This window comes from Azotobacter tropicalis, assembly GCF_059739045.1.
The window spans coordinates 2,994,986-3,011,669 of sequence record NZ_AP046059.1 but is presented as its reverse complement, the minus strand read 5'-3'; the positions used below and the strand labels follow the sequence as shown (position 1 = coordinate 3,011,669).

General features: G+C 69.7%; 14 protein-coding genes and 2 pseudogenes. 12 read left to right on the top strand and 4 right to left on the bottom strand.

Annotated features, from left to right (window positions below; translation table 11 throughout):
* Positions 1–3 precede the first annotated feature (3 nt).
* Genes Atro_RS14250 through grxD form a run of 4 tightly spaced genes read left to right on the top strand, consistent with a single transcriptional unit; the run spans position 4 to position 1,732 of the window.
* Positions 4–447: an ArsC/Spx/MgsR family protein gene (locus Atro_RS14250; RefSeq protein WP_497923262.1), complete on the top strand. Its 444-nt coding sequence runs from the start codon at positions 4–6 to the stop codon at positions 445–447.
* Entirely contained in the window at positions 447–1,034 is a 588-nt protein-coding gene (locus tag Atro_RS14245) for a nitrogen fixation protein NifQ (protein WP_497923260.1), read from the top strand. The genes Atro_RS14250 and Atro_RS14245 overlap by 1 nt, the downstream gene beginning before the upstream one ends.
* A complete protein-coding gene (locus Atro_RS14240; protein ID WP_497923258.1) occupies positions 1,031–1,393 on the top strand; it encodes a thiosulfate sulfurtransferase GlpE in 363 nt (120 codons plus the stop codon). The genes Atro_RS14245 and Atro_RS14240 overlap by 4 nt, the downstream gene beginning before the upstream one ends.
* A gap of 9 nt (positions 1,394–1,402) precedes the next feature.
* Complete coding sequence (grxD, locus tag Atro_RS14235) at positions 1,403–1,732, top strand: Grx4 family monothiol glutaredoxin (RefSeq protein WP_497923256.1); 330 nt, start codon at positions 1,403–1,405, stop codon at positions 1,730–1,732.
* Positions 1,733–1,827: 95 nt separating this feature from the next.
* On the opposite strand, the pseudogene norR reads toward grxD, so the two are convergent.
* Positions 1,828–3,374, bottom strand: a pseudogene (gene norR, locus Atro_RS14230) (nitric oxide reductase transcriptional regulator NorR).
* A gap of 170 nt (positions 3,375–3,544) precedes the next feature.
* Here norR and hmpA (Atro_RS14225) point away from each other — a divergent pair.
* The gene (gene hmpA, locus Atro_RS14225; RefSeq protein ID WP_497923255.1) at positions 3,545–4,726 is read left to right on the top strand and encodes an NO-inducible flavohemoprotein; all 1,182 of its coding nucleotides are present in this window, start codon (positions 3,545–3,547) and stop codon (positions 4,724–4,726) included.
* Positions 4,727–4,780: 54 nt separating this feature from the next.
* Here hmpA (Atro_RS14225) and Atro_RS14220 read toward each other — a convergent pair whose 3' ends face one another.
* A complete protein-coding gene (locus tag Atro_RS14220) occupies positions 4,781–5,245 on the bottom strand; it encodes a hypothetical protein (protein WP_497923253.1) in 465 nt (154 codons plus the stop codon).
* A gap of 384 nt (positions 5,246–5,629) precedes the next feature.
* Here Atro_RS14220 and Atro_RS14215 point away from each other — a divergent pair, with 384 nt between their 5' ends.
* From Atro_RS14215 to Atro_RS14200, 4 genes are all read left to right on the top strand, one after another.
* Positions 5,630–6,319 carry an HPP family protein gene (locus Atro_RS14215; protein WP_497923252.1) on the top strand — a complete coding sequence of 230 codons (690 nt, stop codon included), beginning with the start codon at positions 5,630–5,632 and terminating at the stop codon, positions 6,317–6,319.
* Complete coding sequence (locus tag Atro_RS14210; protein WP_497923250.1) at positions 6,289–6,795, top strand: CBS domain-containing protein; 507 nt, start codon at positions 6,289–6,291, stop codon at positions 6,793–6,795. Before Atro_RS14215 ends, Atro_RS14210 begins: the two co-directional genes overlap by 31 nt.
* Positions 6,796–6,857: 62 nt before the next feature.
* A complete protein-coding gene (gene hmpA, locus Atro_RS14205; protein WP_497923248.1) occupies positions 6,858–8,072 on the top strand; it encodes an NO-inducible flavohemoprotein in 1,215 nt (404 codons plus the stop codon).
* 134 nt (positions 8,073–8,206) lie between these two features.
* On the top strand, positions 8,207–8,983 hold the full coding sequence (locus Atro_RS14200) for a formate/nitrite transporter family protein (RefSeq protein ID WP_497927687.1): 777 nt from the start codon (positions 8,207–8,209) through the stop codon (positions 8,981–8,983).
* Between the two features lie 60 nt (positions 8,984–9,043).
* Here the strand turns inward: Atro_RS14200 and Atro_RS14195 are convergent, their stop codons facing one another.
* Together Atro_RS14195 and Atro_RS14190 are read right to left on the bottom strand one after the other, a co-directional pair.
* Positions 9,044–10,363 carry an MFS transporter gene (locus Atro_RS14195; RefSeq protein WP_497923247.1) on the bottom strand — a complete coding sequence of 440 codons (1,320 nt, stop codon included), beginning with the start codon at positions 10,361–10,363 and terminating at the stop codon, positions 9,044–9,046.
* Between the two features lie 713 nt (positions 10,364–11,076).
* Positions 11,077–11,739 (bottom strand): peroxiredoxin, encoded by a 663-nt coding sequence (locus Atro_RS14190; protein WP_497923245.1) that lies wholly within the window; start codon positions 11,737–11,739, stop codon positions 11,077–11,079.
* Between the two features lie 496 nt (positions 11,740–12,235).
* Between Atro_RS14190 and Atro_RS14185 the strand changes: the two are divergent.
* The 3 genes and pseudogenes from Atro_RS14185 to Atro_RS14175 all read left to right on the top strand — a co-directional run bounded on the left by Atro_RS14185 (position 12,236) and on the right by Atro_RS14175 (position 16,625).
* A pseudogene (locus tag Atro_RS14185) lies at positions 12,236–13,947 on the top strand (type I secretion system permease/ATPase).
* A 3-nt stretch (positions 13,948–13,950) separates the two neighbouring features.
* On the top strand, positions 13,951–15,294 hold the full coding sequence (locus tag Atro_RS14180; RefSeq protein WP_497923243.1) for an HlyD family type I secretion periplasmic adaptor subunit: 1,344 nt from the start codon (positions 13,951–13,953) through the stop codon (positions 15,292–15,294).
* Positions 15,294–16,625, top strand: a complete 1,332-nt coding sequence (locus Atro_RS14175) for a TolC family outer membrane protein (protein WP_497923241.1) — start codon at positions 15,294–15,296, stop codon at positions 16,623–16,625. The genes Atro_RS14180 and Atro_RS14175 overlap by 1 nt, the downstream gene beginning before the upstream one ends.
* The last annotated feature ends 59 nt before the right edge of the window (positions 16,626–16,684 follow it).

The following is a 16,684-nucleotide window of genomic DNA, read 5'->3' as shown; positions in this document are numbered from 1 at the left end:
AAAATGACCAGCACCAGCATCGTCTTCTACGAGAAACCCGGTTGCGCCACCAACCGTCTGCAGAAGCAGCTGCTGCGCTCGGCCGGCCTGCAACTGGAGGTCCGCAACCTGCTCAGCGAGCCGTGGACGCCCGAACGCCTGCAGTCGTTCTTCGGCGATCGCCCGGTGGTCGAGTGGTTCAACCGCTCGGCGCCGGCGATCAAGTACGGCGAGCTGGACCCCTCGCAGCTGACCGCCGACGAGGCGCTGGAGCTGATGCTGGCCCATCCGATCCTGATCCGCCGTCCGCTGATCCGCTACGGCTCGGAGTACATGGCCGGCTTCGATCTGGTCAAGCTGTGCACTCACCTGCCGGCCAAGAACGACCTGCCCGACGCCGACAGCGATCTGGAAAGCTGTGCGGTCGGGCAGAACTCGATCGGTTGCCTGGCCGCGGGGAATCAGTAATGGCCGAGGCCGTGGTCTGTCAGGAGGCCACCCCGCACGCCATGCGCCATGAAGGTGCCAACCACCGCTGGCTGGAACGCATCGTGCGCTCCCAGCGCGACGGCCTGAGCTGCCTGCCGTTTCATCTGGGCCTCGACGAGCAAAGCTACGCCGAGCTGATCCGGACCCATTTCCCCGAGCTGGCGACCCAGACCAGTGCCGGCCTGGGCTCGCTGGCCCACGAATGCAGCGAGCTGCGCGAAGACCTGCTGGAAATGCGCCGCGACGAATGGGCGGAGCTGCGCGACCTGCTGCTGGCCGGCCGGCGCGGCAGCGACCCCGAGGAAATCTGGCTGTCCAGCATTCTCGCTGCCGCCTGCCTGGGCGGCGACCACCTGTGGCGCGATCTGGGCCTGGAATGCCGCGATCACCTGCGCGACCTGCTGATGCACAACTTCCCCAGCCTCGCCGAGCGCAACGTGCACAACATGCGCTGGAAGAAGTTCTTCTACAAGCAACTGTGCGAGCAGGATGGCGGCTACGTCTGCCGCTCGCCGAGCTGCGAGCAGTGCCCTTCTCATCACGACTGTTTTGGAGCAGAGGTATGACCCGATTCGCCCGCATCGCCATGGAACAGGCCGAAGCCCTGCTGGCCAGCCAGGACAGCGTCATGCTGCTGGATACCCGTGACGCCCGCGCCTATTGCCAGGGGCACGACCCGCGCGCCATCCACCTCAGCGACCTGAACCTGCGCACCCTGCTGAAGGTCACCCCGAAGCAGGTGCACCTGATCTTCTGCTGTGCCGACGGCGACGCCAGCCCGGACATGGCAAGCCTGTTCGCCGAATTCGGCTTCATCAACTGCTACAGCCTGGAAGGTGGCTACGCCGCCTGGAAGGCCAGGCCGCAACACGCAGCCCAGGCCCGCGCCCTCCGCGCGCGGCACGCCGCTGCCCTGCTGGGATAGGAGAGAACCATGCAAACCCTGGACACCGAAGCACGCATTCGCAAGCAGATCGCCGAGAACCCGGTGATCATCTACATGAAGGGCACCCCCGCGGCGCCCGAATGCGGCTTCTCCCGCGCCGCCGTCGGCGCCCTCAGCAAGGTCGGCAAGCCCTTCGCCTTCGTCAACGTGCTGACCGCCCCGCACATCCGCGAGAAGCTGCCGAAGCTGTTCCAGTGGCCGACCTTCCCGCAACTGTTCGTCAACGGCGAGCTGATCGGCGGCTGCGACATCATCCTGGAAATGGAAGCCGACGGCAGCCTCAACGCGCTGCTGGAAAAGGCCACCGCCCAGGCCTGAGTCCCCTCTGCCAGCGCCCGGCGTCCCTCCCCGGTCCCCCGCCTGGAGAGCGCCGGGCGTCGTCTTTTCCGCACCCTCCCCGTGCGCCAGCCGGCTCAGCGCAATCCCAGGCGTCTGGCCAGACGGTGCAGGTTGGCACGGTCCACGCCGAGTGCACGGGCCGCGGCGGCCCAGTTGCTCCCCTGCGCCTCCAGAGCGGCGAGAATCCGCTCGCGCTGGAACTGCTCCACCGCCTGACGCAGATCGCCGGTCGCCGGCGCCAGGACGGCGGCGCCGGCCGCCGGCGCCTCGCCAGCCGCTGCGTCCGGAAGGTCCAGCAGCTCCGCGCCGATGCTGAGAATCCGCCGCTGCTCGCTGCCGGCCATGGCCCTGAGCGCGGCACGGCCGATCAGGTGCTCCAGCTCGCGCACGTTGCCCGGCCAGTCGTAGGCGAGCAGCGCGGTCTGGGCCTCGGCGCTCAGGCGTAGTCCGCGCAGGCCGAGGCGGGCGCGGTTCTCCTCGAGGAAGAAGCCGGCCAGGAGCAGCACGTCGCGGCCGCGTTCGCGCAGCGGCGGCACCGGCAGCGGATAGACGCTGAGGCGGTGATAGAGATCGGCGCGAAAGCGCCCGGCACGCACCTCGCCGGCCAGATCGCGGTTGGTCGCGGCGATCACCCGCACGTCCACCCGGTGCTCGCGGTCGGAGCCGAGGCGCTGCAGCTGACCGCTCTGCAGCACCCGCAGCAGCTTGGCCTGCACCGCCAGCGGCAGCTCGCCGACCTCGTCGAGGAACAGCGTGCCGCCGTCGGCCAGCTCGAACTTGCCGCTGCGCTCGGCCACCGCCCCGGAGAAGGCGCCGCGCACATGGCCGAACAGCTCGCTCTCCACCAGGGTGTCGGGCAGCGCCGCGCAGTTCAGGCTGATCAACGGCTTGTGAGCGCGCGCCGAGGCGGCATGGATGGCCTGCGCCACCAGCTCCTTGCCGACCCCGGTCTCGCCGCTGACCAGCACGCTCAGGTCGCTGCCGGCGACCACCGCGATCTCCTCCAGCAGGCGCCGGTGGACGCGGCTCTGGCCGATCAGCTCGTGGCTGCCCTGGCGGTCGGCGGCCTCGCGGTAGACCTCCACCAGTCGCTCGTCGCGCTCGGCGCGGCGAGTCAGCGCACTGATCCGCTCGCCGACCTGCACGGTGGCGGCCGCCAGGCTGGCGAACGCCTCCAGGCTGGCGAGATCGATGCCGTCGAAGCGCGCCGGATCCAGGGCATCCAGGGTCAACAGTCCCCAAGGCCGTTCGTCCAGGTACAGCGGACAGCCGAGGCAGTCGTGGACCTGCAACTGGCTGGACAACCCTCGACCAGGCCGTCGTAGGGGTCCGGCAGGCTGCAGTCGCTGGCGAAGCGGGTGGCGCCGCGCTGCGCCAGCAGCGCGCGCAGGCGCGGCTGCTCGTCGAGGCGAAAGCGCCGCCCCAAGGTATCCGGGCTCAACCCGTCCACCGCCAGCGGCACCAGGGTGTCGCCGTCCAGGCGCAGCAGCGCCGCGGCGTCGGCCGGCAACAGCCGGCGCAGGGCACCGAGCAGGCGCCGGTAGCGTTCGGTCTCGGGCAGCTCGCGGGTCAGGTCGGCGACCAGCGGGAGGAAGGCGTCGAGCAGCGGGGCGGTAGTCATTTCGATAGCATGCTGTCTGGTTGACGACGGACTACCGTAGTCAAAACAACAGCAGGAGGCAACTGGCCCGCGGCTTTCGCGGCCTGCGGCCCTGGCACGAAAACTGATAACAGTACCCGCATCCTCTCGCGGCCCCTGCGGCCGCCCATCGCACGTTACAGGAGTCGCCCATGCTGACCGCCCAACAACGCACCATCATCAAGGCCACCGTGCCGCTGCTGGAAACCGGCGGCGAAACCCTGACCCGGCATTTCTACGGGATCATGCTCTCCGAGTATCCCGAGGTGCGTCCGCTGTTCAACCAGGCCCACCAAGCCAGCGGCGAACAGCCGCGGGCGCTGGCCAACGCCGTGCTGATGTACGCCCGGCACATCGATCGCCTCGAGGCGCTCGGCCCGCTGGTCGGACAGATCGTCAACAAGCACGTGTCGCTGCAGGTGCTGCCGGAACACTACCCGATCGTCGGCACCTGCCTGCTGCGCGCGATCCGCGAGGTGCTCGGCGCGGAAATCGCCACCGATGCGGTGCTCGACGCCTGGGGCGCGGCTTACGGGATGCTCGCCGAACTGCTGATCGGCGCCGAGGAGACGGCCTATGCCGCCAATGCCGCGGCACCCGGCGGCTGGCGCGGGGCGCGGGCGTTCCGCGTGGCGCGCAAGGTCGTGGAGAGCGAGGAAATCGTGTCCTTTCACCTGCGCCCGGAGGACGGCGGCGCGCTGCCGACCTTCCAGCCCGGCCAGTACATCGGCCTGCGCCTGCTGCTCGACGGCGAGGAGGTGCGCCGCAACTACTCGCTGTCCGCCGCGTCGAACGGCGAGGAATACCGCATCAGCGTCAAGCGCCACGCCGAAGGCCGGGTCTCCCGCCACCTGCACGACCAGGTGGGCGAAGGCGACCGCCTGGAGCTCTTCCCGCCGGCCGGCGAGTTCGTCCTGAGCGATTCGGACAAGCCGCTGGTGCTGATCGGTGCCGGCGTCGGCATCACCCCGCTGCTGGCCATGCTGGAAGCGGCGCTGCCCGCCGGCCGGCCGGTGCGCTTCATCCACTGCGCGCGGCACGGCGGCGTGCAGGCCTTCCGCCAACAGGTCGAAGCGCTGGCCGGGCAGCATCCGCAGCTCACGCCGTTCTTCTGCTACAGCGAACCGCGCGCCGAGGACCGTGCCGACGCCAACGGCCGGCTCGACGCCGAACGCCTAGCCGCCTGGCTGCCGGCAGAGCGCGATCTGGAGGCGTACTTCCTCGGACCGAAGCCGTTCATGGCGCAGGTCAAGCGGCAGCTGCGCGAGCTGGGCGTGCCGCAGGAACAGTGCCACTACGAATTCTTCGGCCCGGCGCAGGCCCTGGAGGAGTGATCGGTCTGCCGCGCCCGAACCGCCGCCGAGCGGCCCGGGCGCGGCAGCGGGTACTTACGGCTGCAGGCTGGAACGCGGCGGCTGGGCAGGGACTTGCGGCGCCTGGCCGTTCGGACGCGGCGGCTGGCCTTGCAACTGAGGGGCCTGGCCATTCGGGCGTGGCGGCTGACCCTGCGGCGCCTGACCGTTCGGACGCGGCGGCTGACCCTGCAACTGCGGGGCCTGGCCATTCGGGCGTGGCGGCTGACCCTGCGGCGCCTGGCCGTTCGGACGCGGCGGCTGACCCTGCAGCTGCGGGGCCTGGCCGTTCGGACGCGGCGGCTGGCCTTGCAGCTGCGGGGCCTGGCCGTTCGGGCGCGGCCGCTGGCTATGGACGGTCGGCGGGACGCTTTCGGGCGTCGGTGCTACGCCGGAAGCGCCCACTGCCGGCGGGGTACGCGGGGGCACAGGCGGGACCGACTCGGCAAAGGCCGGAACAACGAAGAAGCCGGTAAGGGCGATCGCAAGAACTTTATTCATATTTCGACTCGTGGGAGCGATAAGCGCAGAAAAATGGTATCGGAACAACAGAAACAGCGTGAGACCGCCGGCGACCGCTCCAGAGCGGAGCGGTGCCGGCTCCCGGGGCGCCCGCGCCAAACGAGATGGCAAAGGGCCGGCCAATGCTGCTCGTTGTGTGGCAGCAAGGCAATTGCCAGCCCCCGGTTCTTTTGAACGGCTTGCAGCCACGCACGGTTCGCGCCCGGCCCGGCCGGTGCGAATGCCAGAAAACCGCGGCAAAACAGCGAACGCATGGATCTGCAGGGTCGATCACGGCCCCGACGATGCAGCGGCCCGTCTGCCCGTGCGGCAGAAATCGGCTCCTTTCCCGCCCCAACGTCGGCTAGCGCACGCCCGATCGAGATGTCCTCTTCCAAGCTGAAAACCCTGCTTCCCCGACTGCCCCTCGCCGCACCGCACGAGTGGCTGCGCAGCGCGGCCGGCATCTGCCTGGTGGTCGCGCTGACCCTCGCCGGCGACCTGTGGCTGTTCGCCCCCGATCTGGCCTTGCACTTTGCGCCGCCGTTGGGCGCCAGCGCGGTGCTGCTGCTCGCCGCCCCCTCCAGCCCCTTCGCCCGGCCCTGGTCGGTGGTCGGCGGCAACCTGCTGTGCGCGTCGATCGGCATCCTGCTGGGGATGAGCGGACTGGGTCCGCTCCCGGCCGCCGGCCTCGGCGCCACCCTGGCGCTGGCCGGCATGTTCGGCCTGCGTTGCCTGCACCCGCCGAGCTGCGCCCTGACCCTGGCGGTCATCTTCAGTTGGCCGAAGCTGGCGCCCCACGGCCCGACCGTGCTGCTGCCGGTCGCCTTCAACTCGCTGCTGCTGTTCGGCCTGGCGCACGTCTTCAACCGGTTGACCCGCCCGCCGCGCCATGCGCCTCCCGGGAGAATCCCCACCACACCCGCGATCCGCGGCCCGACGAGCGCCTCGCGCCGCGCCATGGCGCGCTCGACGCCGCGCTGGCGGATTTCGGCGAATACGTCGACATCACCCGCGAGGACCTGGAGCGGCTGGTCCGCCAGGTGGAGAAGCACGGCTTTCGCCAGCGCCTGAGCGAGGTCGTCGCCGCGGACATCATGTCCCGCGACCTGCACGGGGCCACGCCGGACACCTCCCTCGAGGAAGCCTGGGACCTGCTTCGCGAGCATCGCCTGCAACAGCTGCCAGTAATCGAGAGCGCCTCGCGCCGGCTGCTCGGCATCGTCAGCCGCAGCGACCTGCTCGAGCACTGCTGGCCCCGGCGCCGCTGGCCGGCTTTCCGCCGCCCCGGCCAGACCCGCCTCGGCGCCGTCATGAGCGCAGCACCGATCGCGGTGCGCCAGGACACCCACCTGGCCGAACTGGTGCTGCCGCTCTCCGGGCAGGGCCTGCACTGCCTGCCGGTGCTGGACGACGGCGCGCGCCTGGTCGGCCTGGTCACCCAGACCGACCTGATCGCCGCGCTGTACCGGCTCTGCCTGCAGCCGCCGCTGGGCCGAGGCGAGCATCGGAATTCCGCCCGCGTTGACCGGCCGGCGACCGCGAACTAGCGTTCTTGAACGACCCCAAGCCGACGACAGGGATGTGCGCCGCCTACAGCGAGGTACGCGCCATGCTGACGCAGAAAACCAAAGACACGGTCAAGGCCACGGCCCCGGTGCTCGCCCAGTACGGCAACGCGATCATCCGGCGCTTCTACGAGCGCATGTTCCAGGCCCACCCCGAACTGAAGAACATCTTCAACATGGCTCACCAGGCCCAGGGCCAGCAGCAGGAGGCGCTGGCCCGCGCCGTCTACGCCTATGCCGCCAACATCGACGACCCGCAGAGCCTGAGCGCCGTGCTCGAAACCATCGCCAACAAGCATGCCAGCCTCGGCGTGCGCCCCGAGCACTATCCCATCGTCGGCGAGCACCTGCTGGCGGCGATCAGGGAGGTGCTCGGCGAGGCGGCCACCGACGAGATCATCTCCGCCTGGGCGCAGGCCTACGGCAACCTGGCCGATCTGCTGATGGGCATGGAAAGCCGGCTGTACGAGCGCAGCGCCGCGGCACCCGGCGGCTGGACCGGCTGGCGCGAGTTCGTGGTGCGCGACAAGACCCCGGAAAGCGAGGAGATCACCTCCTTCGTCCTGGAGCCGGCCGACGGCGGCCCGGTGGAAGACTTCGAGCCCGGCCAGTACATCGGCCTCGCCGTCGAGGTGCCGGCGCTCGGCCTGCAGCAGATCCGCCAGTACAGCCTGTCCGACGCCCCCAACGGGCGCAGCTACCGCATCTCGGTCAAGCGCCAGACGGGCAGCGAAAGCCAGCCGCCCGGCTACGTCTCCAACCTGCTGCATGACCATGTCGAGGTCGGCGACCGGCTCCGCCTGGCACCGCCCTACGGCAACTTCTGTATCGACGTGCAGGCGAGCACGCCCGTGGTGCTGATCAGCGGCGGGGTCGGCCTGACGCCCATGGTCAGCATGCTCGCGCGGGTGCTGCAGAGCCCGGAGCGGCAGATCCTGTTCGTCCACGGCGCGCGCAACGGTGCGGTCCAGGCCATGAAGAACCACCTGCGCCAGACGGCGGCGGAGCACCCCAACTTCAAGCTGTGGGTGTTCTACAGCGAACCGCTGGAGCAGGACGTGCAGGGGCGCGATTACGACTATCCGGGCCTGGTCGACCTGCGCCTGATCAGTGAGTCCATTTTGCTGGCCGACGCCGACTACTACCTGTGCGGGCCGATTCCCTTCATGCGCATGCAGCACGACGCCCTGATGAACCTGGGCATCCGCGAAGCGCACATCCACTACGAGGTGTTCGGCCCGGACCTGTTCGCCGAATAACCCGCCGCCGGGCGTCGGTGGACAGGGCCGAGCCCGGCCCTCTAGAGTGCCGCCTTTGCCGACGCCGGGTCGGCGCAGCGGACTCTCCTCATGACCCACCCCCCTTTCTCGGCGACAGCTGCCAGCCGGCGCAGATCGCCCGGCACATCGAAGACATGGGCGTCGCCAAGGCCCGCGTCGACACCCCCACCCTGCTGGTGCTCGCCGTGCTCGCCGGCGCCTTCATCTCCCTGGCCGCCTTCCTCTACACCGTGGTGCTCACCGGCAGCGAGCTGGGTTTCGGCCCGACCCGGCTGCTCGGCGGCCTGAGCTTCTGCCTGGGCCTGGTGCTGGTGGTGATCGGCGGCGCCGAGCTGTTCACCGGCAACAACCTGCTGGCGATGGCCTGGGCCAGCCGGCTGATCGGCAGCCGCGAGGTGCTGCGCAACTGGCTGCTGGTCTACCTCGGCAACGTGGTCGGCTGCCTGGGCACCGTGCTGCTGGTGCTCTGGGCGGGCAGCGCCGGCCTGCACGACGGCGCGGTGGGCGAAACGGCGCTGAAGATCGCCCGTGCCAAGGCCGAGCTGACCCTCGGCGCGGCCTTCGCCCGCGGCATCCTGTGCAACGCCCTGGTCTGCCTGGCGACCTGGCTGGCGACGGCCGGGCGCAGCGTGACCGACAAGATCCTCGCCATCCTCTTTCCCATCGCCGCCTTCGTCGCCCTCGGCTTCGAGCACTCGATCGCCAACTGGTTCTTCCTGCCCTTCGGCCTGGCGCTCGACGCCCAGGGCGCGGTGCCTTTCGCCGGCGTCGCCGGCAACCTGCTCGCGGTGACCGCCGGCAACCTGGTCGGCGGCACCCTGCTGGTCGGTGGCATGTACTGGCTGGCCTATCGGCGCGGTGGCAACGGGCTGGAAGAGCGGCCGTCCTGAAACGGTACCGCAGAAAAGCGAAGGGGGCCGAACGGCCCCCTTCTTCATGGCGGAAGGTTATCAACCTTCGATCTTGCGCGGCGCCATGAAGTACAGCCAGGTCAGCGCCAGGAAGTACATGCTCGGGATGATGACGAACAGCACGGCGTAGTTGTTGTTGGTCACGGTCAGCACATAGCCGACGATCTGGGTCATGAACATGCCGCCGATCGCCGCGCACATGCCGCCGAAGCCGAACACGGTGCTCATCAGGTGCTTGGGCGTGTAGTCCATCACCAGGCTCCAGATGTTGGCGGTCCAGGCCTGGTGTGCGCCGACCGCCAGGGAGATGGCCAGCACCGCGACCCACAGGCCGCTGGCGTTGGCGGCGAAGATCACCGAACAGATGCAGGTGGCGAAGATCAGCATCGACACCAGGCGCGCGCGGATCGGCTTCACCCCGCGCCCGATCAGGAAGGACGAGAGGATGCCGCCGCCGATGCTGCCGAAGTCGGCGGTCAGCCAGATTAGCATCAGCGGAATGCCCATCTGGGTCACGCTGATGCCCAGGCTGTACTGCTGGTTGAGGAACGGCGGCAGCCAGTACAGGTAGAACCAGAACACCGGCGCGGTGATCATATAGGCCACGGCGAACGCCCAAGTGCCGCGCATGCGCAGGATGCGGGAGAACGGCACCTTGGCCGGTTCGGGCTCGACGTCCTTGCTGATGTACGCCAGCTCGCTCTGCTTGACCGTCGGATGCTCCTCGGGGTTGTAGTAGTTGAGGCCCCAGAACAGCAGCCAGACCAGACCCAGCAGCGCCATGCCGATGAACGCCGCCTGCCAGCCCCAGAGGCTGAGGATCAGCGGCAGCAGCGCCGGGGTGACCATGGCGCCGACGTTGGTGCCGGCGTTGAAGATGCCGGTGGCCAGGGCGCGCTCGCCGGCCGGGAACCACAGGCGGGTAGTCTTCACGCAGGCTGGGTAGTTGGCCGCCTCGGTCAGGCCGAGGATGAAGCGGCAGATCATGAAGCCGACCGCCGAGGTCGCCAGGCCGTGGGCGCCGGTGGCCAGGCTCCAGAACAGCACGGCGAGGAAGAAGGCGCGCTTGACGCCGACCTTGTCGATGAAGCGGCCCTGCAGCAGGAAGCCGACGGCGTAGCCGACCTGGAACCAGAAGTTGATGTTGGCGTAGTCCATGGTGGACCAGCTCATCTCCTTGGCCAGGATCGGCTGCATCACGCCCAGCGCGGCGCGGTCGATGTAGTTCAGGGTGGTGGCGAAGAACACCAGGGCGAGCATGCCCCAGCGCACCTTGCCGACGGCCAGGGCAGCGCGGATCTTGCTGCCGACCGACTCATGGGCCGATGCGGGGGATTCGGCAGCTGCGGGTATAGCCATGGAAGTACCTTGCGAAGTGAACATGGTCAGTAGCCATCCGTTCGAGGACCGGGAAGGTGGCAGCCCGGTCGAGCCTCTTTCGTGCCCCAGTGACGCCGACGGAGTGAAAGATCCTTTTTCGGGCGTGTAGCGCGTCGCCCTGCCGCGGTGGGCGGAGGGGAATGCTTCGGATCACTGGGGGTGGTTAATGGCGCCGGTTCAGCGCAGCGGGTTCAGCGCAAAGCCGGTCGGTCGCGACTAGGCCATCCGGCGCAGACGGACGACGGCCAGATGCGCAGGCCGGGAATGCGGGACATCCGCAAGGGCTTGGGGGGAAGAGCGCAGGCTTGGCGGAGGTGAAGTATGCACATGAGCGTTTACCGATCTTGAAGTTGTTATATACGGGCTCCGGTTGCCCGCCGAGTGGCCTGCAACCTGGTAGCCATCTTGGCCACCGCTCAAAAAAGCGTCAATCGACCAACCGGGCTTCTGGTCGATAACCGAACACAACTAACCAGATGGTACATTTTTCATTTCCGAAGCGGCCTCCACCCTGGCGCCGGACCCAATGCCTCCGTGCCGGGCACGGCGATCGTGTGGCTTTCTCGGGAAACGAGCGCCGATCGAGCGGACTTTTGTCCCTAAAAGCGACCCCATGGCAACGAAACGGGCGACAGCCGGGAACGCTGCGCATCGCCACCGGCAGCCGCACAAAGCGGCTGCCGGTGCGCCGCTCAGGCTGCGGGCTGCTTGACGATACGCAGATAGGGCTTGGGTGCCTGCCAGCCCTGCGGGAACAGTTGCCTCGCCTCGTCGTCGGACACCGAGCCGGCGATGATCACATCCTCGCCCGGCTTCCAGTTCACCGGGGTCGCCACCTTGCTCGCCTGGGTGAGTTGCATCGAATCGAGCACCCGCAGGATCTCGTCGAAATTGCGCCCGGTGGTCATCGGGTAGCTCAGCATCAGCTTGATCCGCTTGTCGGGGCCGATCACGAACACCGAGCGCACCGTCGCGTTGGTGGCGGGCGTGCGGCCCTCCGAGGTGCCGGGCTCGTCGGCGGGCAGCATGTCGTAGAGCTTGGCCACCGCCAGGTCGGGGTCGCCGATCAGCGGATAGCGGGGGAGGCAGCCCTGGGTTTCCTCGATGTCCTTGAGCCAGGCCTGATGGCTCTCGACGGGATCGACGCTCAGGCCGATGAGCTTGCAGTGGCGACGGCTGAACTCCGGCTCGATCTTCGCCATGTAGCCGAGTTCGGTGGTGCAGACCGGGGTGAAGTCCTTGGGATGGGAAAACAGGATCGCCCAGCCGTCGCCGATCCAGTCATGGAAACGGATCCGGCCCTGGGTGGTCTCGGCGCTGAAGTCGGGAGCGACATCGTTGATGCGTAATGACATGAGCAAGGCTCCTGCGTGGGTCATTCGAACGGCGAATTCCACCGGCGATACCGACGTCCGAACGCCCAGCCACTTCCGGTCCCCAACGCCAGCGGCGGGGACGGCATCCTGAGCGGGCATCGGCGCCCCGCAGCGAACCCGCCGGGCAGCGACCTGCGACCGAGCGCAGATCCTGCTTAGGTATAAACCCGCGGGCGGCTTATTCAAGCGCAGCGCCAGCCGCCACGAACGACCCCGACAAAATGCAATCAGATCGCCATTAATCGACACTTTTTTGATCAATTCCCGGCACAGAGCGGGGCCGTCGACAGCGCTGACCGGGGCTCTCTAGCGCGGATGTTTCACGTGAAACCGAATAGTCCCGCCGTCCGGCCGGGCGGACCAGGGGATGGCCGGCAGGCTGCCCGGGAGCGGAACCAACTGGCGCCTCGCCACTCTCATCCTTGCCCAGCAGGCAGGGCCACCGTCCTGCCGCGCCACCAGGTACTCACAACGGATGAAGCCAGCTCTCGATCCGCAGCGGGAAATCGACGCTGCCGTGCTCACCTATCGTCGCTATTTCGGCTGCATCGCCCTGTTCAGCGGGGTCAGCAACCTGCTGATGCTGGTGCCGGCGCTGTACATGATGCAGGTCTACGATCGCGTGCTGGCCAGCCGCAACGAAATGACCCTGCTGATGCTCACCCTGATCGCCCTCGGCTTCTACCTGCTCGGCGGCCTGCTCGAATGGGTGCGCAGCCAGGTGATGATCCGCATCAGCAACGGCCTCGACGCCCGCCTCGGCCCGCGCCTGTACGACGCCGCCTTCGCCCGCGGCCTGCGCCAGGCGGACGCCAACCCGGCACAGGTGCTGAACGACCTGGCGACCCTGCGCCAGTTCCTCACCGGCCAGGGCCTGATCGCCCTGCTCGACGCGCCCTGGCTGCCGCTGTTCGTGGCGCTGGCCTTCCTCTTCCATCCCTGGTTCGGCCTGCTCGCCCTGGGCGGCGCCGTGCTGCTGTTCGGCCTGGCGCTGTGGAACGAGCTGGCCACCCGCGCCGGCATGGCCGAAGCCAACCAGCTGAACATGGCCGCGGCGCGCTACATGAACGCCACCTTGCAGAACGCCGAGGCGATCCGCGCCCTCGGCATGCTGGCGGCCCTGCGCGGCCGCTGGAACGCCCTGCAGCAGCGGGCGATCGCCGCCCAGGCCACGGCCAGCGACCGCGGCGGGCGGATCAACGCCCTGACCCGCGGCGTGCGCCTCGCCCTGCAGTCGCTGTCGCTCGGCCTCGGCGCCCTGCTGGTGCTCGACGACCAGATCTCCGCCGGCCTGATGATCGCCACCTCGATCCTGCTCGGCCGCGCCCTGGCCCCGGTGGAGCTGGCGATCGGCTCCTGGCGCCAGCTGGGCAACGCCCGCAGCAGCTACCAGCGGCTGACCCGCCTGCTCGAGGAGTTCCCCCGGAGCCGCCGCGCATGAGCCTGCCGGCGCCGCGCGGCCAGCTCGCCGTCGAGCAGCTCGGCGTACTGCCGCCGGGCGCCACGAAGAGCGTGCTGAGCGGCATCCATTTCCGCCTGGAGCCGGGCGAGGCGCTGGCGGTCATCGGCCCCAGCGCCTCCGGCAAATCCTCGCTGGCGCGCACCCTGGTCGGCATCTGGGCGCCGGCGCGCGGCGCGGTGCGCCTGGACGGCGCCGAACTCGGCCAGTGGCCGGCCGACGCCCTCGGCCCGCACCTCGGCTACCTGCCCCAGGACATCGAGCTGTTCGACGGCAGCATCGCCGAGAACATCGCGCGCTTCGGCGCGGCCGATGCCGAGCGGGTGATCGAGGCGGCGCAGATGGCCGGCATCCACGAGATGGTCCTGCGCTTCCCGCAGGGCTACGACAGCCCGATCGGCCCCGGCGGCGTCAACCTGTCCGGCGGGCAGAAACAGCGCATCGGCCTGGCCCGGGCGCTCTACGGCCTGCCCAAGCTGGTGGTGCTCGACGAACCCAACGCGCACCTCGACGACGCCGGCGAGTCCGCCCTGCTGCGCGCCGTGCAGCGCCTCAAGGCGGCCGGCTCGACCGTGGTGCTGATCAGCCACCGGCAGAGCGTGCTGGCCGTGGTCGACCGCCTGCTGGTGCTGCGCGAAGGCCTGCAGCAGGCCTTCGGCCCCGCCGGCGAGGTGCTCGACGCGCTGCGCCAGCTGAACGCCCGGCGCGCCACCGGCACGGAGAACTGAAGCATGCATCAGGGACTGCCCTCCCTCCCCCGCCACACTCCGCCGCCGCTGGAAGCGGACTGCGACCCGGGTCCCGTGGCCCGCTTCGGGCTGCTCGCCCTGGGCGTCGCCCTCGGCGGCTTCCTGCTCTGGGCCGGCTTCGCGCCCCTCGACCAGGGCGTGGTCGGCAGCGGCTCGGTGATCGTGGCCGGCGAGCGCAAGACCGTGCAGAGCGCGGTGGCCGGGGTCATCGAGGAGATCCTGGTGCGCGACGGCGACCGGGTCGAGCAAGGCCAGCTGCTGGTGCAGATGAACACCGTGCAGGCCCAGTCGCAGCTCGACGTGACCCTCGGCCGCTTCATCAGCGCGCGCAGCATCGAGGCGCGGCTGCATGCCGAACGCCAGGGCGTCGCGCAGATCGCCTGGCCGGCCGACCTGCTCGCCCACGCCGCCGACCCGCGCGCCCGCGAGGCCATGGCCCTGCAGGAGAACCTGTTCCGCACCCGCCGCGACGAGCTGGCCAGCCGCCTGAAGATCCTCGGCCACGAGATCGCCGCCCACGAGGAGCAGCTCGCCGGCTACCGGCGCATGCAGCACAACCAGCAGCGCCAGCTCGACCTGCAGGGCAAGGAGCTGAACGGCCTGCGCGGCCTCGCCGAGGAGGGCTACGTGCCGCGCAACCGGCTGCTCGAGGCCGACCGCCAGTACGCCCAGCTCGGCGCGCAGCTGGCCTCGACCCTCGGCGAGATCGGCCGCCTGCGCCAGACCATCCACGAAAGCACCCTCAAGCGCCTGCAGCAGGAGCAGAGCTTTCGCAGCGAGGTGGAAACCCAGCTGAGCGAGGTCGCCGCCGAGGCCTCGACCCAGGCCGACCAGCTGCGCGCCCTGCGCTTCGAGCTGGAGCACGCCTCGGTGCGCGCGCCGGTCGCCGGCCAGGTGATGGCCCTGGCGGTGCACACCCATGGCGGGGTGACCTCGGCCGGCGAGCGGCTGCTCGACATCGTGCCGCAGGGCTCGCCCTGGCAGGTCCGCGTGCAGTTCCCGCCGCTGGTGGCCGACCGCCTGGCGGTCGGCCTGCCGGTCGACCTGCGCTTCTCCTCGCTGCAGCGGGTGCACACCCCGACCCTGGTCGGCCATGTGGACACCGTCTCCGCCGACCAGCTGGTCGACGAGCAGACCCGCCTGCCCTACTTCGCGGTCGGTGTCGCGGTCGAGCCGCAGTCGGTCGCCGAGCTGTCCGGCAGCGGCCTGGAGATCAAGCCCGGCATGCAGGTCGAGGTGATCGTCCGGACCGGCGAGCGAACCCTGATGAACTACCTGCTCAAACCCCTCACCGAACGCCTGGTCACCGCTTTCAAGGAAGAATGATGTCGCTGCGCCCCACCCTGTTGCTCCTGTGCTGTCTGCAGGCCGGCTCGCTTCATGCGGCCGCGCGGGAAGTGAGCCTGCTCGATCTCTACGACGCCTCCCTGCACAACGAGGCCCGCCACCGGGCGGCCGGCGAGGCCTACCAGGCCTCGCGCTACGAGGAGCCGCAGGGCCGCGCCCAGCTGCTGCCGCAGATCAGCCTCGGCGCGCAGATCGGCGAGGGCGGCCTGATCGAGGGCGGCAATCGCGAGGAGTACGTGGACAGCGACCAGTACAGCGCCAACACCGTCACCCTCGGCCTGCAGCAGCCGCTCTACGACAAGCTGCGCTGGGCCAACTACGAGCAGGCCAAGGTGCGCGGGCGGATCGGCGAGGTGGAATACCGCCTGGCCAGCCAGGAGCTGTTCCAGCGGGTCGCCGAGGCCTATTTCGAGGTGGCGCGGATCAACAACGAACTGCGCCTGGTGCGCCAGCAGAAAGCCGCCATCCAGGGCCTGGCACGCCAGGCCGAGCGGCTGCTCGCCGCCGGCGAGGGCACCGTCACCGACCGCGACGAAGCCCAGGCGCGGCTGGATCTGGTGCTCGCCGAGGAGATCGACTGGCAGGCCAAGCGCCGGGCCGCCCTGCGCACCCTCTCCGGGCGCGCCCAGTTGCCGGTGCAGCGCATCGCCGGCATGCGCGAGCGCCTGCCGCCCTCCAGCCTGCTCGCCGGCGACAGCCAGCGCCTGGAGCACTGGCTGGATCTGGCCGGGCAGAGCAGCCCCCTGCTGGAGGCCAGCCGCGCTTCGGTGGAGCTGGCCGAGGCCGAATCGCGGGCGCGCGACGCCGAGCACTACCCGACCGTGTCGCTGACCGGCCAGCTGACCCGCAGCGACGAGGAAACCAGCACGGGCGACCAGCAGCGCCAGTCCAGCTACTACATCGGCCTGAAGATGAACCTGCCGATCTACCAGGGCGGCGCGCTCACTGCGGCGAGCCGCCAGGCCGAGGCCACGCTGCGCCGCTCCCAGGCCGAACGCGACAGCCAGGTGCAGGCCCTGGCCGAGGAGATCGAGCAGGACTACCGCGCGGTGCGCAGCGGGCTGCAGAAGAGCCGGGCCCTGGAAACCGCGGTGCGCTCCAACCAGCGCGCCCTGGAGTCGGCGGAAAAGGGCTACCTGGCCGGGGTGCGGACCACGGTGGACATCCTCGACGCCCAGCAGCGCCTGTTCGAGGCGCGCCGCGACCTGCTCAACACCAAGCTCGACGTGCTCGGCGGCTACGTCGGCCTGCACACCCGCACCGGACGGATGGACCGCAAGCTGCTGGAGCAGGTGCAGAGCCTGCTGTGAAGGCGGCAGGGAAAAGGCCGCCGGGCATGACCCGGCAACGGCCGTGACGGCGGGGTGGC